The following is a 20,935-nucleotide window of genomic DNA, read 5'->3' on the forward strand; positions in this document are numbered from 1 at the left end:
AGCGAGGTGCTTCCGCGGCGCTCCCGTGAAAGAATCCGTTTGCCGCAGCGAGGCGATCCCAGAAGAATGATCAGTGTTGCGCCATCAAGTCTTGGAGTCGGTCATGAACACCAGTCCCGCGGGGCTTGAGGCACAGCCCACCGCCATCACCTATGAGCTCGGCGATCTAGTTCCGCTCGCCTGGGGCGGGCGGATTCGCGTGCCCCACTTTCAGCGTGACTTCCGTTGGCAGAGTCAGGATGTGATGCGTCTCTTCGACAGCATCGTCAAAGGTTACCCCATCGGCAACCTTCTGCTGTGGGTACGTAGGCAGCAGGCGGAAGAGTTCATGCTCGGCAAGCTCCGGCTGATCGCGCCTCCGCACGATGAGTCGCTTTGGGTCGTTGACGGACAGCAGCGACTCATTAGTCTGGCTAATGCCCTGAGCGCAGAAGGGCATCAGTACAAACCATTTACGGTCTATTACGATCTTGCTGAGAAAGAATTTGTGGAGAATCCCAAGATCCCGGAGCCGTACCATGTTGCTCTCCCCACTCTGTTCGATCTGAAGAAGTTGCTCACGTGGTTCCGAACCGATGGTCTTGCCGCCTCTGAGTATTTCGATGAGGCCGAACGGGTGGCTACCGCCTTGAGGCAATACAAGGTTCCTGCCTACCTGGTTAGGCAGGACGATCGGGATGTTCTCACCGATATCTTTGACCGGATGAACAATTACGGTCGGCGCTTGAATCGTGCCGAGATCTTTTCTGCCCTGTACTCAGGTGAGGAGAAGGGGGCGAATGAGCGTCTGACACTCACCAGGATCTCGGATAACGTTGCAGCAAGAACCGGATTCGGCAGTATTGATACAGGAACGGTTTTGGCGTCTGTCCTTGCTCGCCGAGGATCGGACCCCATGCGGGATATTCGATTGGAATTTTCATCATCTGGGCGCCGTACCCAGCCGGAATTCCCTGACGAGGATCAACTCACAGCGTACTCGCAGGGTGAGGAGGCGCTGGTGCGTGCGGTCAGATTCCTTATCCAAGAAGCGGGGATGCCGCACATCTCACTGCTGCCATATCGTGCCCTTTTGGTGACTCTCACGAGATTCTTCGCGCATTTTCCGCAGCCGAAGCCGAACAACATTAGATTGCTGCGAAGGCTGTTCTGGAGGCTCTCTCTTGTCGGTCCCATGGTGTTTAAGGGGAGCTTTACTCTGTTCAGCCGCACGCTCGGATCGAAGATCCGGCCTGGAGACGAGGAAGGATCGCTTCGCTCTATGCTGGATACAATTTCTGAGGCGCATCCTGTGCTGCCTTCCGCCGATCGATTTCGTACCAATGAAGCGACGACAAAGATTATTTTGAGTGCATGGTGGTCATTGCACCCTCGTTCGCTGACCACCGGTGAAATCTTGGATGCGCAGAGCTTGGATGCTCTCCTGGAGCAGGATAGGACGGCGGCAAATGCTGCTCCTATGGTATTTCCCCGGCTCAAGGATTCCCGCACCAAGCTTTTGCCTGCTAATCGACTATTCCTGCCAAGTGGTGCGGACCCGGTGTCCGAAATTCCTGGTGCTCTTGCCTATCAGCCACTCGATATAGACGACGAGACATGGAATGCTGTTCTTGCCTCACATCTACTCGACCGGGATATCGCGGCGCTTGCGGACACGAATCGTGAAGAATTTCTGAACCTACGTCAGAGGCGAATCCTTCAGCAGCTGGAGGATTTCCTGAAACGTATGGCGGAGTGGGAGTACGAAGATACCCCCTCGCTGGATACTTTGGATCTTGACGGCGAATTCCAGGAATTCCAGGAGGGGGATCTTCCTGCCGCTCCCGACATGGACTGAAAGATACGGATGAATGGACCAGGCGTATAATGGCAGTCACTATTCCCGAGGTCTACTACGCAGTTCTCCTGCATGGACGCCGTGTGGGAACGTTGTGTCAGAAAGGCGACTATACGCGGTTCGACTTGGCGGATCGCTATGTAGATGATCCGAGTAGGCCCGTGCTGGGTCTGAGATTCGAGGAAAACCTCAGAATCCCCTATTCCTCTGCGCTTCGATTGCCCAAGTGGTTCTCAAACTTGCTGCCCGAAGGTCCGCTTCGCGAGTGGATCGCCGACGACCGGGGTGTTTCCCTTGATCGGGAGATGGAGCTCCTGGCGCAAGTTGGCCATGATTTGCCCGGTGCTGTCCAGGTAGTGCGTGCGGAAGGCCCGGACGACGGATGGGAGTGGCAGGATTATGGACAGGAAGCGAGCGGAGAGGGGAGGGGCGGGAGTGTCGGTGCCTCTCCGTGGCGTTTTTCGCTTGCGGGAGTGGCTCTGAAGTTCTCGATGTTGGCTCAGGGTGACCGCCTGACCGTGCCGGCTGTTGGAGAGTTGGGTGATTGGCTCGTCAAATTTCCTGACTACAGGCATGATGGCGTGCCTCGCAATGAGTTCGCGATTATGTCCCTGGCCAAAGCGATCGGAATTGACATCCCCGATCTTCGGCTGCTGCACCGAGATGAGCTCGACGGGCTCCCCGATCGAATGTGGCCGAATTCTGAGGAGTGGGCATATGCCGTGCGTCGATTCGACCGCAGTGCCGATGGTAGGGGCTCCCGGATTCATATTGAGGATTTTGCGCAGGTCCGCGATAAATATTCGCGAGATAAATATCAGTCGACGTTCGAAACGGTGGCTGCCATTGCGTATCGTGGTAGAGATGTTGAGGCGCTTCGTGAAACCGCGCGGAGAATTGCCTTCTGTGTTGCGGTCGGTAACGGTGACGCCCATCTGAAAAACTGGTCACTTATCTATCGTGATGGTCGAATTCCTTCTGTTTCTCCGGCATACGACCTAGTCTCTACTGTTCCTTATTCGCCTGAGCCGGAGGACCTGGGGTTGAAATTCGGCGGCAGTAGAAGTTTTGAGCGTGTGCGGCTGACTCATTTCTCGCACCTTGAGGATGCGTTGAGCCGGAGGTTCGGCCCGTCGAGGGCGCATCTCATGGATGTGGCAGAAGGCACAGTTAGGGCAGTTCGCGAGATGTGGCCAGCGCACTCGGAGACGCTAGTCGCTAACCCAAAGCTTCTCGAAGCCGTGACTTCATGGATCTCGGAATCAACGGCCCGCCTACTCAAGGGAAAATGATTCAGATTCAAGCCTTCAACTCTCGTCCACTGTTCTGGTAAATTATTTCAGCTCTAGTACCCCGATTAGGTAGCCGTTTTCCCGGTCGGGTCTCGGGTGCGCTTCGACCCTCTACGGGTCGCGTTCGGCACCGTGTGGCGGTCCGGCATGTCATCCCCCTCTCCCTGGCGACTACGCTGGGACGTCGATCCGTCCCCCCGTACAGGAGTGAAATGGCCGTCAATCTGGTCAATGTCGAAGCAGTCACCAAGGTGTACGGCACCCGTGCGCTGCTCGACGGTGTCTCGCTCGGCGTCTCCGAAGGGGACCGGGTCGGGGTCGTGGGGCGCAACGGGGACGGGAAGACCACCCTGATCCGGTTGCTCAGCAAGCTGGAGGAGACCGACTCCGGGCGCGTCACGCACAGTGGCGGGCTGCGGCTCGGGGTGCTCACGCAGCACGACTCGCTCGACCCGGACGCGACCGTGCGGCACGAGGTCATCGGGGACCTCGCCGATCACGAGTGGGCCGGCAACGCCAAGATCCGCGACGTGCTCACCGGGCTGTTCGGCGGGCTGGACCTGCCCGGGTTCCCGCAGGGGCTCGACACCGTCATCGCGCCGCTCTCCGGCGGCGAGCGGCGGCGCATCGCGCTCGCCAAGCTGCTCATCGGCGAGCCGGACCTGATCGTGCTCGACGAGCCCACCAACCACCTCGACGTCGAGGGCATCGCCTGGCTGGCGAAGCACCTCCAGGCGCGGCGCTCGGCGCTCGTCTGCGTGACGCACGACCGGTGGTTCCTCGACCAGGTCTGCACGAAGATGTGGGACGTGCAGCGCGGGGCCGTCCACGAGTACGAGGGCGGCTACTCCGACTACGTCTTCGCCCGCGCCGAGCGCGAGCGCATCGCCGCCACCGAGGAAGCCAAGCGGAAGAACCTCGTCCGCAAGGAGCTGGCCTGGCTGCGGCGCGGCGCCCCCGCCCGTACGTCCAAGCCGCGCTTCCGCATCGAGGCCGCCAACGAGCTGATCGCCGACGTGCCGCCGCCGCGCGACACCTCGTCGCTGATGAAGTTCGCCAACGCCCGGCTCGGCAAGACCGTCTTCGACCTGGAGGACGTGACCGTCCAGGCCGGGCCGAAGGTGCTGCTGAGTCACCTGACCTGGCAGCTCGGACCCGGTGACCGGATCGGGCTCGTCGGCGTCAACGGCGCGGGCAAGACCTCGCTCCTGCGCGCGCTCGCCGAGGCGTCCCGTACCCGCGGCGACGTCCAGCCCGCCGCCGGGAAGATCGTCGTCGGCCGGACCGTCAAGCTCGCCTACCTCTCCCAGGAGGTCGCCGAACTCAAGCCGACCCTGCGGGTGTTGGAGGCCGTGCAGCAGGTACGGGACCGGGTCGACCTCGGCGGGGGCCGCGAGATGACCGCCGGGCAGCTGTGCGAGCAGTTCGGGTTCACCAAGGAGAAGCAGTGGACCCCGGTGGGGGACCTGTCCGGTGGTGAGCGCCGCCGGCTCCAGTTGCTGCGGCTGCTGATGGACGAGCCGAACGTCCTCTTCCTCGACGAGCCCACCAACGACCTCGACATCGAGACGCTCAACCAGTTGGAGGACGTGCTCGACAGCTGGCCCGGCTCGATGGTGGTCATCTCCCACGACCGGTTCTTCATCGAGCGGGTCACCGACAAGGTGATGGCGCTGCTCGGCGACCGGACGCTGCGGATGCTGCCGCGCGGGATCGACGAGTACCTCGAACGGCGCAGGAAGCTCGCCGAGTCGGGCGCCCCCGCCGCGCCCGCCGCGACCCTGCCCGGCCCCGGCGGCGTGGGCACGCCGGCCGCGGCCGCTCCCGCGTCGGCGAAGGACGACCGCGCGGCGAAGAAGGAACTCCAGAAGATCGAGCGTCAACTCACCAAGATGTCCGACCGGGAGACGCTGCTGCACCAGCAGATCGCCGACCACGCCACGGACTTCGAGAAGGTGGCGAAGCTGGACGCGGAGCTCCGCCAACTGATCGGCGAGCGCGACGAGTTGGAAATGCGGTGGCTGGAGCTCGCCGAGGACGCATAACGGACGCGTCACGGGCCGGTTCTCCCTTGGGAACAGGGGAGGACCGGCCCGTTCCGTACGGGTGTTTGGGTGATACAAAGAAGCCCCGCTCGACTGAAGTGACGATGCGGAATCCACACCCGAACCGCTCCGTTCCGAGGGACCAGCCATCGGAACAGCGGGGGAGACCGGGTCGGACTGTGGACCGTATACAGGGGACACAGGGGGAACGCGCTGATGACTCAGCCACCCGGGCAGCAGCCACCGCAGGAGCCGAGGCGAGAGCCGGAGAAGCCGTCACAGGCGCCGTCGCAGCCACCGCAGCCGCCGACCGCACCGCCCACGCCGGCCGCGCCGACCGCACCGCCCACGGGGCAGCCCGGTTATGGTCAGCCGGCCCAGCCCGGACCGTACGGTCAGCCGCCCGCGGGCGGACCCGCGTACGGCTACCCCCAGACGCCCCCCGCCCAGCCGGGCCGGCCGGGCGACCCCGGCTACGGCTACCCGCAGGCCCCCGGCCAGCAACCCGGCCCGTACGCCCAGCAGCCGGGCCCGTACGGTCAACAGCCCGGCCCCTACACCCCACAGCCGGGCCCGTACGCCCAACAACCCGGCCCCTACGGCCAACAGGCCGGCCCGTACGCCCAACAGCTGGGCCCCTACGGCCAGCCAGGCCCGTACGGCTACCCGCCCCAGCAATTCCCCGGCGCCCCCACCCCGCCCCCCGGCGGCGGGCGGAACCCCTTCAAGGGCAAGCCCGGCCTCGCCGTTGCCGCGGCCGTCGCCGCGCTCCTGGTGGTCGGCGGCGGTACGTACGCCGTCGTCAGCGGTGGCGACAGCGCCAAGGAGCCCGTCGCCGACAAGAGCCAGGACCCCAAGCCGACCGGTGGCTCCTCGACCGGCCCGGACGGCGGCGTCGACCAGGGCGACGGCACCGGCGGCGGACGCGAGAGCGACGACGACCTCAACGCCGGCCGCAAGGACGGCGAGTCCAAGGTCCTCTTCCTCCAGACCAACGACGTCGACCTGCCGCGCAACGGCTCCGACGTCTACGGCCCCTGGTTCGCCGGGGACACCGTCGTCAAGGCCATGTACAAGCAGGTCGTGGGCTATTCGGCCACCGACGGCAAGAAGAAGTGGACGCTCGACCTGCCCGCCGAGCTGTGCGCCGCGCCCAGCGCGCCCTCGGCCGACGGCAAGATCGTCGTCGCGTACATGAACGGCACCAGCGACAAGAGCGACTGCAACCAGCTCCAGGTCGTCGACCTCGCCACCGGCAAGGGCGGCTGGAAGCAGGAGATCAAGGAGATCGGTCTCTTCGACATCCTGAGCGACGTCAACCTGACGATCAGCGGCGGCACCGTCACCGCCGCCAGGACCGCGGGCGCCCAGGCCTACCGGATGACCGACGGCAAGCAGGTGTTCGAGAAGTCCTCCGGCTCCTGCAAGCCGTTCGCCTTCGCCGGCGGCCCCAAGCTCATCGCGGCCGAGAGCTGCTCGACCGGGGACTTCGACACCTCGCAGCACCAGCTGGAGGAGCTCGACCCCGCCACCGGCAAGGCGAAGTGGACGTACAAGCTCGCCAAGAACTGGGAGGTCGACAAGGTCTACTCGGTCGACCCGCTGGTCATCTCCACGCGCGAGAAGGACAAGGACGCCTCCTGGAACGTCCTGGCGCTCAACGCCAACGGCACGCTCCGCTCCTCGCTCGCCGGCGGCAAGGACTCGTTCGCGCCCAACTGCGGCGGCGGCTTCGTCATCTTCGGGCGGAACCTGGAGGGCTGCACCGGCGTCGCCGCCGACGCGAAGCACTTTTACATGGCGACGGCGCCCGCGAAGGGCAGCACGTCCCGTACGAACGAGGTCATCGCCTTCGACCTCAACACCGGGAAGCCCACCTGGCGTTCGAAGGCCCCCGCCGACCGGACGATCACCCCGCTGCGGATGGACGGCGGCAACGTCGTCACCTACGTCGAGCCGACGTACGAGCACGCGGGCGCGGTCGCCACCATCGCCCCGACCGGCGGCGCGCCGAAGATCGTCCAGCAGCACCCCGCGTCCACGGCCGAGATCGAGGACTCGTTCTACCAGCCGACCCTGGCCTGGGCGAGCGGGCGCTTCTACGTCGTGGGTGGCCGCATCAGCGCGAGCAACGACGCGGCGGAGCTCAAGGAGAAGACGATGATGGCCTTCGGCAACTGACCGTGGCCCTTGACGTCCTCAACGCCTTGAAACCCGTCGCCGCCTCTCCCCGCGCCCCTCACGCGCCCCGTCTCCTGCCTTCCGAGCCTTCTGCCGAGCCTTCTGCCGAGGTACGTACGCCATGACTCAGCCGCCCCCGCCACCCAACGAGCCCCCGCAGGGAGGGTTCGGCGCCCCGCAGGACCCGCCGCCCGGCGGCTTCGGCGCCCCGACGCCGCCCCCGCAGTACGGCTACCCGCCGCAGGGCCAACCGCCCGGTTACGGCTACCCCGGCCAGCAGCCCCCGCAGCCGCCGCCCGGCTACGGCTACCCGGCCCAGCCCGGCGGGCCCGGCCAGCAGCCCCCGTACGGCTACCCGACCCAGCCCCAGTCCCCGTACCCCCCGCCCCCGCAAGGCGGCGGCAACGGCGGCGGCAGGATCTCCACCCAGATGAAGATCATCCTCGCCGCGACCGTCGCCGTGGCCGTGATCGTCGTCGGCGGGGTCTACGTCGCCAACTCCGGCGGCGACAGCGCCAACGACGACGCGAAGAACAACACGACGTCCGGCGCCGACGGCGGCAAGGACGGCCGGAAGGACAGCGACACCGACAACGACAAGGGCGTCGGAGGCGGCGGCAAGGAGAAGGCCCCCGCCGACGTCAAGTCCACGATGGCCTTCAAGCTGGCCACGCCCAAGGTCACCGACATCACCAACGTCAAGGGCGCCTGGCTCACCGACACCGCGTACGTGAAGACCGGCGTCGACGAGATCGTCGGCTACGACCCGGCCAAGGGCACCCAGCTCTGGAGCATCCCGCTGCCCGGCCAGCTCTGCGCCGCCACGGACCACGTCAAGGACAACGTCACCGCCATCGCCTTCGAGGCGGCCAAGCGGACCGGCAAGACGGACTACCAGCCCTGCACGGAGATCGGCGCCGTCGACCTCGCGGCGGGCAAGCTGCTCTGGCGCAAGAGCGTCACCGGGCCCAACGCCGGTGACGACAAGCTGAAGTTCGAGGAGATCACCATCGGCGCCGGCACGGTCGCCCTCGGCGGTACGGAAGGCGGCGCCGCGCTCGACCTCGCCACCGGCGCCCTCCGCTGGAAGCCCCAGGCGAGCGCCGACAACTGCACCGACATGGGGTACGGCGGCGGCGCCGGGCTCGTCGTGGCCCGCAAGTGCGGTTCGTACGAGGACCCCCAGGTCAGCATCGACAACCTCAACCCGGTGACGGGCGCCCCGCTCTCCTCGTACAAGATGCCCCCCGGCGTCGAGTACGCGAGCGTCGTCTCCACCAAGCCCCTCGTCGTCGCCGCCGACGTCGGTGACACCGCGGGCGACGGCAGCGGCATCTCGGACTTCTTCTCCATCGACGAGAACACCGGCGCGCTGCGCGCCAAGATCCCCGCCGACGCCGACACGTACGCGGCGGACTGCGCGGCCACCGAGGTCGAGTCGTGCCGGGACCTCGTGGTCGGCAACGGCCGCCTGTACCTGCCCACCGAGGAGCACGACGGTTCGGGCGACTACGGCCAGACCAACGAGATCGTCTCCTTCGACCTCGCCACCGGCAAGACGACGAGCGACCGCGCGGACGCGGGCGACCGGTACACGATCACACCGCTGCGCATGGACGGCGGCAACCTGATCGCGTACAAGTGGCCCCCGTACGACAAGGGCGGCCAGATCGTCTCCATCGACGGGTCCACCTTCAAGCAGACGGTCCTGATGGAGAATCCGGCGGACAAGGCGGTGCGCGAGGCCGAGACCAGCTTCTCCAAGGGGTACTCGGAGATGCGCTTCGGCGCGGGCCGGCTCTTCATCTCGGACGCGATGCTGAGCAAGCCCTCGACGCTGGACCTGGTCTCGTACCTCGCGGTGTCGTTCACGACCGACTAGGGCCGCTCCGGCGCGGTGCCCCCACTCGTCCTGAATGGCGGGAATTCCGCAATCCGGGGGGCTTCTGGCCGGTAGGGGGCGCGCGATCTCGAACAAGCGTGTAGCTTGCCGGGTCAGGAGCCCGGGGGGACCAGGCTCCAGCGCGATGGGGGTTGCTCGATGGGCGTGCGGCTCATGGTGGTCGACGATCACCGACTGCTCGCCGAGGCGCTCGCCTCGGCCCTGAAACTGCGCGGGCACCGGGTGCTCGCGGCGGCGGCCCCCACCTCGGGGGTCGCCGAGCTGGTGGTGAGCAGGGCGCCGGAGGTGTGCCTGATGGGGACGGCGACACCGGCGGAGCCCGGGGTCTTCGACCCGATCGTACGGATCAAGCGGGAGCGGCCGCAGGTGGCCGTGGTGGTGCTGGGGCCGGTCCCCAGCCCCCGCGGCATCGCGGCCGCGTTCGCCGCCGGCGCGTCCGGCTACGTCCGCCACGACGAGCGGATCGAGGGCGTCGAGCGCGCCATGGTCAAGGCGCGGGCGGGCGAGGCGGCGGTGGCGCCGATGCTGCTCCAGGGCGCGTTCACGGAGTTGCTCAACCCGGCGGCGCAGCCCGACGACGAGGGGCAGCGGCTGCTGCGGATGCTGACGCCGCGTGAGGTCGAGGTGCTGGTACGGGTCGCCGAGGGCGAGGACACCCGGCTGATCGCGGCGGGCATGAACATCGCGCCCAGCACGGCCAGGACGCATGTGCAGCGGGTGCTGATGAAGCTGGGCGTGGGCTCCCGGCTGGAGGCGGCGGCGCTGGCCGCCCGTACGGGGCTGCTGGACCGGGCGGTGGTGAACGGGCGGGACTCCGGGGGGCTGGGCCCGGGGGGCCTCGGCTCCGGTGGGTCCGCCCCGGGGGGACCCGTCACCGGGCCGGACCCCGACGCCGACCGCGACTGAGACCCGGCCCGCCCCGGCGGCGGGGTACGGCCCGGAGCCGGGGCTTGTTCCGGACTCTCCGCCCCCGCCGCCGCCGTCCTCACTCCTCCGCGGGCGGCCCCGACTCCTCCGCCGGGGCGGTCGGGCGCAGTTTGAGCCAGATCAGGAAGAAGAGGCCGAGGGCCAGCATGCCCAGGCCCGTCCACAGGTTGATGTTGATGTCCTGTGCCTTCTTCAGGTCGGCGTCGGACGCGGTGATCCCGGCGATCGTCACGATGATCCCGTAGACCACGAAGAGTCCGCCGATGATGCGTCGTACGTCGAAGAGCCGCGCCGCGGTGGCGGACCTGGTCTCCAGCTCCTCGACGTCGTTCCGGTAGTCGCTCATGTCGTCGTGTTCCTTGTCGAGTGGTGTTCCTTGCCGGCCGGCCGGGATCAGAGGGAGAACGGGACGTAGCAGACGGCGGCCAGGACCAGCGCGCCCCAGCCCAGCAGGGCCGGCCTGCGGTACCACGCGTCGTCGCCCTCGGCGGCGACCTCGTCCATGCCGGGCGACCGGGTGCCGTACACCAGGCCGTCCAGTTTCGCGGCGGGCTTCGGCTCGGTGACGTACGAGACGATCACCATCACGACGGCGCCGACCACGAAGGCGACGATGGACGAGACGAAGTTCGCGCCCTGGTCCGTGGGGATGGAGATGACCCCGCCCTTGTAGAGCCAGAAGTAGTTGAGCATCGCGGCGACCGTGCCGGAGAGCAGGCCCCAGAACCCGGCGGCGGGCGTGGTCCGCTTCCAGAACATCCCGATGATGAAGACCACGAAGAGCGGGACGTTGAAGAACGAGAACAGCGTCTGGAGGTAGTTCATGATGTTGCTGAAGCTGGAGGCGATGAACGCCGTACCCATGCCGATCAGTACGCCGACCGCCGTGACGATCCGCCCGGTCTTCAGGTAGTACGCGTCCTCGCGGTCCTTCTTGAGGTACGCGCCCCAGATGTCGTTCGTGAACACGGTGTTGAACGAGGACACGTTCGCCGCCATGCCGGCCATGAAGGCGGCCAGCAGGCCGGTCACGGCGATGCCGAGCACGCCGTTGGGGAGCAGGTCGCGCATGAGGACCGGGATCGCGTCGTTGTACTGGAGGCCGCTGCCCGCCTTGCCGAGCGTCGGCTCCATGACGAGCGCGATCAGGCCGGGCACGATCACGACGAGCGGGATGAAGATCTTCGGGAACGCGGCGATCAGCGGGGTGCGCTTGGCGGCGGAGAGGTTCTTCGCGGACAGGGCGCGCTGCACCTCGGCGAAGTTGGTGGTCCAGTAGCCGAAGCTCATGACGAAGCCGAGGCCGAGGACGATGGTCAGCCAGTTCGCGCCGAGCGGGTTGGGCGAGCCGACGCCCGTGCCCTGCCAGGCGGTGAGGAAGGCCCCGCCCTTCGAGTCCGTCAGGGAGTCGGTCAGGCCGCCCCAGCCGCCGACGCGCTTGAGGCCGACGACGGTCAGCGGTATCAGCGCGGCGAGGATGACGAAGAACTGGAGCACCTCGTTGTAGATCGCCGAGGAGAGGCCGCCGATGGTGATGTACACGAGGACGAAGAGGCCGGCGACGACGATCGCGACCCACTGCGGCCAGCCCAGCAGCGCCTCCAGCACGATCGCCATCGCGTAGAGGTTGACGCCCGCGATCAGGACGGCGGACACCGCGAAGATGATCGAGGACAGCAGGTGGGAGGAGGGGCCGAAGCGGTGGAGGAGGAACTCCGGTACGGAGCGGACCTTCGAGCCGTAGTAGAAGGGCATCATCACCAGGCCGAGGAAGACCATGGCGGGGATGGCGCCGATCCAGTACCAGTGCACGGTGTAGACGCCGTACTGGGCGCCGTTGGCCGCCATGCCGAGGATCTCGGTGGCGCCGAGGTTGGCGGAGACGAAGGCGAGTCCCGTCACCCAGGCCGGCAGCGAGCGGCCGGAGAGGAAGAAGTCGAGGCTGGTCTTCACGCTGGCCCGGGCGGCGAACCCGATGCCGAGGACCACTATGAAGTAGATCGCCAGGATGGTGTAGTCGAGCCCGTTCGTCGGGAGACGGAGCCCTTCTGCCAGGTAAGACATGCGGGTACTCGCTTCGTCGCAAGTTCGATCGTGATCGATCTTGGTTGATATGTCCGGCTTCGATGGGGTGATGTTGTCGGAAGGTGATCGGTGCCGTCGTCACGTGTGCCCCGCACGCAAGCGTTGACGCATCTGTTTGCTTGTGGTTTCTTGTGTGCGATTCTGTTTGAGTAACCACGCGTGACCCGGCCTGGAGGCAACGCATCATGAAGAAGACGCTGACGCGGCTCGCCGACGGCCGGGAGCTGATCTACTACGACTCCCGGGACGACACGGTCCGTGAGGCCGTGGACCACCGGCCGCTCGGCCCGGTCGCGACCTCCTCGGAGATCCGCCACGACGCCCTGCTCGGCGACGCCGTGGCCATCGCCTCGCACCGCCAGAGCCGTACGTACCACCCGCCCGCCGACGAGTGCCCGCTCTGCCCTTCCCGGGACGGCCGGCTCAGCGAGATCCCCGACTCGTCGTACGAGGTCGTCGTCTTCGAGAACCGCTTCCCGTCCCTCGCCGGGGACTCCGGCCGCTGCGAGGTCGTCTGCTTCACCTCCGACCACGACGCGTCGTTCGCGGACATCGGCGAGGAACAGGCCGCGCTGGTCCTGGCGGCCTGGACCGACCGCACCACCGACCTGGCCGCGCTGCCCCAGGTGGAACAGGTCTTCGCGTTCGAGAACCGCGGCGAGGAGATCGGGGTGACCCTCGGCCACCCGCACGGGCAGATCTACGCGTACCCGTTCGTCACCCCCCGCACCGACCTGATGCTCCGCTCGGCCCGCGCCCACCGGGCGGACACCGGCCGCAACCTCTTCGACGACGTCGTCGCACGCGAACGCGCCGAGGGCACCCGGGTGGTCCTGGAGGGCGAGCACTGGGTGGCGTTCGTGCCGTACGCCGCGCACTGGCCGTACGAGATCCACCTCTACCCCAAGCACCGCGTCCCCGACCTGCGGACCCTGGACGACGCCGCCCGCGAGGAGTTCCCCCGGATCTACCTCGAACTCCTGAAGCGCTTCGACCGGATCTTCGGCGACGCCGAACCGCCGACCCCGTACATCGCCGCCTGGCACCAGGCGCCCTTCCGGGCCGAGGGGCGCGACGACTTCGCCCTGCACCTGGAGCTTTTCACCGTGCGCCGTACGTCCGGCAAGCTGAAGTTCCTCGCGGGCTCCGAATCCGGCATGAGCGTGTTCATCAACGACGTGCCACCGGAGAACGCGGCCGCGCGATTGCGAGAGGTAGCGAGCAAGTGAGCAAGAAGTACCTGGTCACAGGTGGTGCCGGATACGTCGGCGGCGTGGTGGCGACCCACCTGCTGGAAGCCGGCCACGAGGTGACCGTCCTCGACGACCTCTCCACCGGATTCCGCGAAGCGGTCCCGGCGGGCGCGAAGTTCATCGAGGGCCGCGTTCACGACGCCTCCGAATGGCTGGACTCCTCGTACGACGCCGTCCTCCACTTCGCCGCCTCCTCGCAGGTCGCCGAATCGGTCGCCAAGCCCGAGAAGTACTGGGAGAACAACGTCGTCGGCTCCTTCGCGCTGCTCGGCGCGATGCGCGCCGCCGGGGTGCGCACGCTGGTGTTCTCGTCCACGGCGGCGACGTACGGCGAACCGGTCTCCACGCCCATCACGGAGAGCGACCCGACCGCGCCGACCAACCCCTACGGCGCGACGAAGCTCACCGTCGACCACATGATCGCCTCGGAGTGCGCCGCGCACGGCCTCGCCGCCGTCTCGCTGCGGTACTTCAACGTGGCGGGCGCCTACGGCAGCGCGGGGGAGCGGCACGACCCCGAGTCCCACCTCATCCCCCTCGTGCTCCAGGTCGCCGCCGGGAAGCGCGAGTCCATCTCCGTCTACGGCGAGGACTACCCGACCCCGGACGGTACGTGCGTCCGCGACTACATCCACGTCGCGGACCTCGCCGAGGCCCACCTGAGCGCGCTGGACGCGGCGGTCAAGGGCGAGCACCTGGTGTGCAACCTCGGCAACGGCAGCGGGTTCTCGGTCCGCGAGGTCATCGAGACGGTACGGAAGGTCACGGGCCACCCGGTCCCGGAGGTCGTGGCCGCGCGCCGCGACGGCGACCCGGCCGTGCTCGTCGCGTCCGCCGAGACCGCGCGCACGCGGCTCGGCTGGACGCCCAGTCGCCCGGACCTGGGCGGCATCGTCGCGGACGCGTGGGCGTTCGCACGGCGCGGGGAGACACAGGAGTGAGCGTGGCGGAAAGTGGCACGGTGGCCGGACAGTTCCAGGCCCTCTACGGGTCCCGGCCCGACGGGGTCTGGTCGGCGCCGGGACGGGTCAACCTCATCGGTGAGTACACCGACTTCAACGACGGCTTCGTGATGCCGCTCGCGCTGCCGCACACCACGGTCGCCGCGGTCTCCCGCCGTACGGACGGAGTCCTGCGCCTGCACTCCGCGGACGTCTCCCAGGGCGTCGTGCAACTCTCCGTCGAGGCCCTCGAACCCCGCGCGGACACCGGCTGGGCCGCGTACCCGGCCGGAGTCGTCTGGGCACTGCGCGCCGCCGGGCACCCCGTCACCGGCGCCGACATCCACCTCACCTCCACCGTGCCGACCGGCGCGGGGCTCTCCTCGTCGGCCGCCCTGGAGGTCGTCACCGCGCTCGCCCTCAACGACCTGTTCGAACTGGGCCTGACCGGGGCCGAGTTGGCGGTGCTGGCGCAGCGCGCCGAGAACGACTTCGTCGGCGTCCCGTGCGGGATCATGGACCAGACGGCGTCGGCGTGCTGCACCGAGGGCCACGCCCTGTACCTCGACACCCGCGACCTCACGCAGCGCCAGGTGCCGTTCGACCTGGCGGCGAAGGGGCTGCGGCTGCTGGTGGTCGACACCCGCGTGAAGCACGCGCTGGGCGACGGCGCGTACGCGGAGCGGCGCGCGGGCTGCGAGGCCGGCGCGCGGGCGCTCGGCGTACCGGCGCTGCGGGACGTCCCGTACGGCGAACTGCCCGCCGCCCTGGACCGGTTGGCGGACGAGGGCGAGAACGTACGCCGTTACGTACGCCATGTCGTCAGCGACGACCACCGGGTCGAGCAGGTCATCGCGCTGCTCGACGCGGGGGACGTACGGGCGGTGGGCCCCGTCCTGGTGGAGGGCCACGCCTCGCTCCGCGACGACCTGCGGGTCTCCTGCCCGGAGCTGGACCTCGTGGTGAGCGCCGCCGTGGCGGCGGGCGCGCTGGGGGCCCGGATGACCGGCGGCGGCTTCGGCGGGTCGGCGATCGTGCTGGTGGAGGAGGCGGACGCGGACGCGGTGACGGCCGCCGTGGAGAAGGCGTTCGCGGCGGCCGGGTTCACCGCGCCGCGCGTCTTCACGGCGGTGCCGTCGGGGGGCGCACGGCGCCTGGCCTGACGGAAGCGGCCGGGGTGGTCAGCGCCCGAAGCGGCGCCGCAGACCTCCCCGGCCGTCCTGCTCCTCCCGGGCGCCCCGCTCCTCCCGGCCGTCCTGCGAAGTCCCTTTCCCGCTCAGGGACTTGACGAGGATGTACTCCGTCACGCCCGGCGGGTAGTCGGTCACCTCGCCCACCACCTCGTACCCCTGCTTCCGGTAGAAGCCCGGCGCTTGGAAGTCCCACGTCTCCAACCGCGCCCGGGCGCAGTCGCGTTCCTCCCTCGCGACCCGTTCCGCCTCCCCCAGGAGGCGGCTGCCGAGGGCGGCGCCCCGGTGCCCCGGGTCCACCCAGAGCAGGTCCACGTGCAGCCAGCGGGCCCAGGTGCGCCCCACCAGCCCGCCCGCCAGGGCGCCCGTGGCCTCCTCCAGCAGCCACACCTGGAGCGGCTCCTCCCGGCCCAGCGGACTGTCCCGCAGCGTGCGCATCACCGGCGAGCGCTCCACGTTGGTCTCCCGCAGTCGTTCGCCGAGCTCAGTACGTCGTTCTTTGTCGACTTCTGTCTCAATACGAAACATGAAGCCCACCTTAAACACCCCGGTCAACCAGTTCTGCGAATTTCCTTCCGCTCACGGCCCACGCCCGTACGCTGATGCACAGCACCGGTGGGGGCCGGTGCTGATGCAGGGGTGGAGCAAGTCGGGTACGACGCCCGGGGTGGGGTGTGCGGTCAGCGGCACGGCGGCGGCCGTGCGGCCGACGCGACCCCTTTCGCCGGGCGCCGTACCCGCGACGTCCGCTCCCCGCCTTCTGGGGGTGTCCATTGGTACGTATCAGGGTTCTGGTGGTGGACGATCACCGCATTTTCGCCGAGTCACTCGCCGCCGCGCTCGCGGCCGAGCCTGACGTGGACGTCGCGGCGGCCGGCAGTGCCCCCGCGGCGCTGCGCTGTCTCGACCGCGCCGCGGCCGAGGGACGACGGTTCGATGTGATGCTCGTCGACGCCGACCTCGGCACGCTCGCGGGACCGGTTCAGGTGCCGGTCGCGCGGGCCGTGCCCGACAACGGCGGGGCGGTGCTCGTCGACGGGCTCTCGCTCGTCGCCGGGGTCCGTTCCGCCCAGCCGTCCGTCCGGGCGGTCGTGCTCGCAGAGAAGGACGACCAGCGCCGCGCGGCGCTGGCGCTCCAGGCGGGCGCGTCCGGCTGGGTCGCGAAGGACTGTTCACTGCAACGGCTGCTGGCGGTGATAAGAGGCGTCCTGCGCGACGAGACGCATCTGCCGCCGGCGCTGCTCACCGGCGTGCTCCGGGAGCTGACGGCCGCGCGCAAGCACCGCACGGAGAGCGAGCGGCTCGTCGAGTCGCTCACTCCGCGCGAGCGCGAGGTGCTGCGGTGCATGGTCGCGGGGCTGGGACGCAAGGCCGTCGCCGAGCGTCTCTTCCTCTCCCCGCACACCGTGCGCACGCACATGCAGAACGTGCTGGGCAAGCTGGGAGTCCATTCCACGCTGGCCGCCGTCGCCCTGGCCCGCCGTGCCGGGGTCGGTCCGGCGGACCTAGCCGGGGATGTTGTCGAAAGGGGCGGTCAGCTGGCGTAGCAGCCCGGCCAGCTCACCGCGCTGCGCGCGGGAGAGCTCCGCGAGGATCGCGCGCTCCTGGGCCAGCAGCCCGGCGAGCGCCTGATCCGCGCGGTCCTGGCCTTCGACGGTGAGCCGGACCAGGACGCCCCGCCGGTCGCTCGGGTCCGGCAGCCGCTCGACCAGGCCCTTCTTGGCCAGCCGGTCGATGCGGTTGGTCATCGTGCCCGAGGTGACGAGCGTCTGGGTCAGCAGCTGGCCCGGCGAGAGCTGGTACGGGTCGCCCGCGCGCCGCAGCGACGTCAGTACGTCGAACTCCCACGGCTCCAACTGGTGCTCGGCGAACGCGAGCCGGCGCGCGCGGTCGAGGTGGCGGGCGAGCCGGGAGACACGGCTCAGCACTTCGAGCGGTTCCACGTCCAGGTCGGGACGCTCCCGCCGCCATGCCGCCACCAGTCGGTCGACCTCATCCTCCATGGCGATCAGTGTAGAGGGTCCCTCGACATGAAGTCTCTTGACGTCAAGATACATTCGGTGCAGGCTGGGTGACGAAGGCGGTCGCGGACGCCCGGCGCCGGGCTCCGCCCTGCCCAGGACCCGTTCCCCGACCCCCAAGGGACCCATCCATGCCCCCCGCCACGCCCTCGGACTCCCCCTCCACCACGCCTTCCGAGACGCCTCCCGCCGCGTCCCCCGCCGCGACCTGGGACCCGCGCCAGTACCTGCGCCACGCCGGCCACCGCACGCGTCCCTTCCTGGACCTCCTCGCCCGGATCCCCGAGCCGCAGGCCGGACACGAGCCGCTCACCATCGCCGACATCGGCTGCGGCCCCGGCAACGTCACGGCCCTGCTCGCCGACCGCTGGCCGAACGCCCTCATCACCGGGTTCGACACCTCCGCCGAGATGCTGGAACTGGCCACGGAACGGTACGCGGGCCCCACCCCGGGCGGCGGCCGCATGGACTTCGTCGCCGCGGACGCCACGCGGTGGACACCGGACCCGGCCCGGCCGTACGACCTGATCGTCTCGAACGCCGCGCTCCAGTGGGTGCCGGGCCATCCCGGCTTCTTCCGCTCCTGGCTCGACGGCCTGGCGCCCGGCGGCACGTTCGCCTTCCAGGTCCCGAAGAACTTCGACGCCCCCAGCCACGCCCTGCTCGCCGAACTGTGCGACAGCCCCGCCTGGCGCGACCGCCTGGCCGGCCGGGCCCGCCGCGACGCCCGCGTCCTGGAGCCCGCCGACTACCTGACGCTCCTGGAGGACCTCGGCTGCGAGGCGGACGTCTGGGACACCACGTACCTGCAACTCCTCACCGGCGAGGACGCGGTCCTGGACTGGACGAAGGGGACGGCCCTGCGCCCGGTGCTCACCGCCCTGGAGGGCGACCAGCAGGCGATCGACGCCTTCACCACCCAGTACCGCGACGCCCTGCGCGAGGCATACCCCCCGGGCCCGCACGGCACGGTCTTCCCGTTCCGCCGCATCTTCGCGGCGGCCCGCAAGCCGGTGGCTCAGCGCCGGTTGAGCGCGGCGTAACTCAGGTCAGCGGGCCGTGTGCGGCGTAGACCCGTCCCCAGCAGGTCGGTCATGACGCTGTGGAAAGTCTGCTGAGGGCTCGCGAAGACGAACTCCCCGTCGATCAGCTCCGTACGCCGCGGCAGATCCGGCAGCGTGAGGAGGTCGTCCACGGTCCAGCCGCCCGGTGGGCGGGCCGGCAGGTCGTACTCGTACGGCAGGTCCCACCTGTACGTATCCGCGGGCACGCCGCTCGAAGTTCCTCCCATGGGAGCCATCCTCGGCGGCCCGCCGCGGGCACGTGGCCGAAGTCCCGGAGGTCATCACAACGAGTGACCGCGCGCCCTCCGGGCTGACCTCCCGGAGAGCGCCGCGTCAAGCGAGGACCGCCTCAGGACCGCCGGTGCCCGATCAGCCGCGGCTTCGGCGCGAGACCCTCCAGGCCGTGCCACGCCAGGTTGACCAGGTGCGCCGCCACCTCGGACTTCTTCGGGCGGCGCGCGTCCACCCACCACTGGCCCGTCAGCGCCACCATGCCCACCAGCGCCTGCGCGTACAGCGGCGCCAGCTTGGGGTCGAAGCCGCGGTTCTTGAACTCCGTGCCGAGGATGTCCTCGACCTGGACCGCGATGTCGCTGATCAGGGACGCGAACGTGCCCGTGGACTGGGCGACCGGCGAGTCGCGGACCAGGATCCGGAAACCGTCCGTGTACCGCTCGATGTAGTCGAGCAGCGCGAACGCGGCCTGTTCCAGCAGCTCACGCGGGTGGCCGGCGGTCAGCGCGCTGGTCACCATGTCCATCAGCTGACGCATCTCGCGGTCCACGACCACCGCGTACAGCCCTTCCTTGCCGCCGAAGTGTTCGTACACGACGGGCTTGGAGACCCCGGCCTTCGCCGCGATCTCCTCGACCGACGTGGCTTCGAAACCCTTCTCGGCGAACACGGTCCTGCCGATGTCGAGCAACTGTTCGCGGCGCTCCGCACCGGTCATACGGACGCGGCGAGCACGCCGGCCCGCGGGGGGCCGGGCCTTCTCCGTGCTGCCCTTGCTGTCCGTACTGCCGTCGATCGCCACGATGCCCATCATGCCGCGTTGGAGGATGCGCCCTGGCGCCGGGAGTCCACGCGGTCGGCGCTCGGCCAGCGGACGTCGGACGCCCAGCCGAGCTGCTCGAACCAGCGGATGATGCGGGCGCTGGAATCGACCTGGCCCCGGAGCACGCCGTGCCGCGCGCTGGTCGGGTCCGCGTGATGCAGGTTGTGCCACGACTCGCCGCACGAGAGCACGGCCAGCCACCACACGTTGCCCGAGCGGTCGCGGGACTTGAACGGACGCTTGCCGACCGCATGGCAGATCGAATTGATCGACCAGGTGACGTGGTGCAGAAGAGCCACCCGAACCAGTGAACCCCAGAAGAACGCCGTGAAGGCACCCCACCAGGACATCGTTACCAGACCGCCTACCAACGGGGGGATCGCCAGCGACACGACGGTCCACAGCGCGAACTGCCGGGACACCGCGCGCAGGGCCGGGTCCTTGATCAGGTCGGGCGCGTACTTCTCCTGCGGGGTCTGCTCCTCGTCGAAGAGCCACCCGATGTGCGCCCACCACAGGCCCTTCATCAGGGCCGGCAGCGTCTCGCCGAAGCGCCACGGCGAGTGCGGGTCGCCCTCGGCGTCGGAGAACTTGTGGTGCTTGCGGTGGTCGGCCACCCAGCGCACCAGCGGGCCTTCCACGGCCATCGACCCGGCCACCGCCAGCGCGATCCGCAACGGCCGCCTGGCCTTGAACGAGCCGTGCGTGAAGTACCGGTGGAAGCCGATCGTGATGCCGTGGCACCCGAGGTAGTACATGAACACCATCAGGCCCAGGTCGAGCCAGCTGACGCCGCCCCACGCGAAGGCGAGCGGCACGGCCGCCACCAGGGCGACGAACGGGACGGCGATGAAGAGCAGGAGAGCGACCTGCTCGATCGTCCCCTTGCTGTCCGCGCCGAGAGTCGCGGAGGGGAGCGGGGCGCCGCCGTCGGACGGCGCGGGGACGGAGTGAGGGGGAGTGGATTCTTCGATCACATCGGGGGTTGTGGTCATTGGGGAGCCCCTGGGGTGAGATGCGGCAGATGCCCGGATACGGGTGCGTAACCTACGGCATCGTAAGTATGGCAGCGCCCAACGCCGCGACAAGAGGCCTGTGGATAACGTCGAACGAACGACACCTATCCTTGGTGTGGTCGG

General features: G+C 68.7%; 17 protein-coding genes and 1 pseudogene. 11 read left to right on the forward strand and 7 right to left on the reverse strand.

Annotated features, from left to right (window positions below):
• Window positions 1–103 precede the first annotated feature (103 nt).
• From HA039_RS20845 to HA039_RS20870, 6 genes are all read left to right on the forward strand, one after another.
• On the forward strand, window positions 104–1,837 hold the full coding sequence (locus HA039_RS20845) for a DUF262 domain-containing protein (RefSeq protein ID WP_167032229.1): 1,734 nt from the start codon (window positions 104–106) through the stop codon (window positions 1,835–1,837).
• 29 nt (window positions 1,838–1,866) lie between these two features.
• Entirely contained in the window at window positions 1,867–3,129 is a 1,263-nt protein-coding gene (locus HA039_RS20850; RefSeq protein WP_167032232.1) for a type II toxin-antitoxin system HipA family toxin, read from the forward strand.
• Window positions 3,130–3,341: 212 nt separating this feature from the next.
• Window positions 3,342–5,174, forward strand: a complete 1,833-nt coding sequence (locus tag HA039_RS20855) for an ABC-F family ATP-binding cassette domain-containing protein (RefSeq protein WP_167032235.1) — start codon at window positions 3,342–3,344, stop codon at window positions 5,172–5,174.
• A 216-nt stretch (window positions 5,175–5,390) separates the two neighbouring features.
• On the forward strand, window positions 5,391–7,355 hold the full coding sequence (locus tag HA039_RS20860) for an outer membrane protein assembly factor BamB family protein (protein WP_167032238.1): 1,965 nt from the start codon (window positions 5,391–5,393) through the stop codon (window positions 7,353–7,355).
• Between the two features lie 121 nt (window positions 7,356–7,476).
• Window positions 7,477–9,237 carry an outer membrane protein assembly factor BamB family protein gene (locus HA039_RS20865; RefSeq protein WP_167032241.1) on the forward strand — a complete coding sequence of 587 codons (1,761 nt, stop codon included), beginning with the start codon at window positions 7,477–7,479 and terminating at the stop codon, window positions 9,235–9,237.
• Window positions 9,238–9,396: 159 nt separating this feature from the next.
• Entirely contained in the window at window positions 9,397–10,164 is a 768-nt protein-coding gene (locus HA039_RS20870) for a helix-turn-helix transcriptional regulator (RefSeq protein ID WP_167032244.1), read from the forward strand.
• A 79-nt stretch (window positions 10,165–10,243) separates the two neighbouring features.
• Here the strand turns inward: HA039_RS20870 and HA039_RS20875 are convergent, their stop codons facing one another.
• Window positions 10,244–10,531 (reverse strand): hypothetical protein, encoded by a 288-nt coding sequence (locus HA039_RS20875; protein WP_167032247.1) that lies wholly within the window; start codon window positions 10,529–10,531, stop codon window positions 10,244–10,246.
• A 47-nt stretch (window positions 10,532–10,578) separates the two neighbouring features.
• The gene (locus tag HA039_RS20880) at window positions 10,579–12,249 is read right to left on the reverse strand and encodes a sodium:solute symporter family protein (protein WP_167032250.1); all 1,671 of its coding nucleotides are present in this window, start codon (window positions 12,247–12,249) and stop codon (window positions 10,579–10,581) included.
• Between the two features lie 206 nt (window positions 12,250–12,455).
• Between HA039_RS20880 and galT the strand changes: the two genes are divergently transcribed.
• The 3 genes from galT to galK are packed head-to-tail and all read left to right on the forward strand — an operon-like array spanning window position 12,456 to window position 15,627.
• Window positions 12,456–13,499, forward strand: a complete 1,044-nt coding sequence (galT, locus tag HA039_RS20885) for a galactose-1-phosphate uridylyltransferase (protein ID WP_167032253.1) — start codon at window positions 12,456–12,458, stop codon at window positions 13,497–13,499.
• Window positions 13,496–14,464 carry a UDP-glucose 4-epimerase GalE gene (galE, locus tag HA039_RS20890; RefSeq protein ID WP_167032255.1) on the forward strand — a complete coding sequence of 323 codons (969 nt, stop codon included), beginning with the start codon at window positions 13,496–13,498 and terminating at the stop codon, window positions 14,462–14,464. The genes galT and galE overlap by 4 nt, the downstream gene beginning before the upstream one ends.
• 2 nt (window positions 14,465–14,466) lie before the next feature.
• On the forward strand, window positions 14,467–15,627 hold the full coding sequence (gene galK / locus HA039_RS20895; RefSeq protein ID WP_167032258.1) for a galactokinase: 1,161 nt from the start codon (window positions 14,467–14,469) through the stop codon (window positions 15,625–15,627).
• A gap of 114 nt (window positions 15,628–15,741) precedes the next feature.
• Here galK and HA039_RS20900 read toward each other — a convergent pair.
• A pseudogene (locus tag HA039_RS20900) lies at window positions 15,742–16,182 on the reverse strand (GNAT family N-acetyltransferase); the annotation flags it as partial.
• A gap of 245 nt (window positions 16,183–16,427) precedes the next feature.
• Between HA039_RS20900 and HA039_RS20905 the strand changes: the two are divergent.
• On the forward strand, window positions 16,428–17,201 hold the full coding sequence (locus HA039_RS20905) for a response regulator transcription factor (RefSeq protein ID WP_167032265.1): 774 nt from the start codon (window positions 16,428–16,430) through the stop codon (window positions 17,199–17,201).
• Here the strand turns inward: HA039_RS20905 and HA039_RS20910 are convergent.
• On the reverse strand, window positions 17,160–17,657 hold the full coding sequence (locus HA039_RS20910) for a MarR family winged helix-turn-helix transcriptional regulator (RefSeq protein WP_167032268.1): 498 nt from the start codon (window positions 17,655–17,657) through the stop codon (window positions 17,160–17,162). The genes HA039_RS20905 and HA039_RS20910 overlap by 42 nt on opposite strands.
• A gap of 149 nt (window positions 17,658–17,806) precedes the next feature.
• Here HA039_RS20910 and HA039_RS20915 point away from each other — a divergent pair, with 149 nt between their 5' ends.
• The gene (locus HA039_RS20915; RefSeq protein ID WP_167032271.1) at window positions 17,807–18,718 is read left to right on the forward strand and encodes a trans-aconitate 2-methyltransferase; all 912 of its coding nucleotides are present in this window, start codon (window positions 17,807–17,809) and stop codon (window positions 18,716–18,718) included.
• Here the strand turns inward: HA039_RS20915 and HA039_RS33625 are convergent.
• The 3 genes from HA039_RS33625 to HA039_RS20930 all read right to left on the reverse strand — a co-directional run bounded on the left by HA039_RS33625 (window position 18,694) and on the right by HA039_RS20930 (window position 20,791).
• A complete protein-coding gene (locus tag HA039_RS33625) occupies window positions 18,694–18,966 on the reverse strand; it encodes a hypothetical protein (RefSeq protein ID WP_208298670.1) in 273 nt (90 codons plus the stop codon). The genes HA039_RS20915 and HA039_RS33625 overlap by 25 nt on opposite strands.
• Window positions 18,967–19,088: 122 nt before the next feature.
• Window positions 19,089–19,784, reverse strand: a complete 696-nt coding sequence (locus tag HA039_RS20925) for a TetR/AcrR family transcriptional regulator (RefSeq protein WP_167037244.1) — start codon at window positions 19,782–19,784, stop codon at window positions 19,089–19,091.
• Window positions 19,784–20,791 carry an acyl-CoA desaturase gene (locus HA039_RS20930; RefSeq protein WP_167032274.1) on the reverse strand — a complete coding sequence of 336 codons (1,008 nt, stop codon included), beginning with the start codon at window positions 20,789–20,791 and terminating at the stop codon, window positions 19,784–19,786. Before HA039_RS20930 ends, HA039_RS20925 begins: the two co-directional genes overlap by 1 nt.
• Between the last annotated feature and the right edge of the window lie 144 nt (window positions 20,792–20,935).

Origin of the sequence: Streptomyces liangshanensis, assembly GCF_011694815.1 — a bacterium.
Classification (GTDB): Bacteria; Actinomycetota; Actinomycetes; order Streptomycetales; family Streptomycetaceae; genus Streptomyces; species Streptomyces liangshanensis.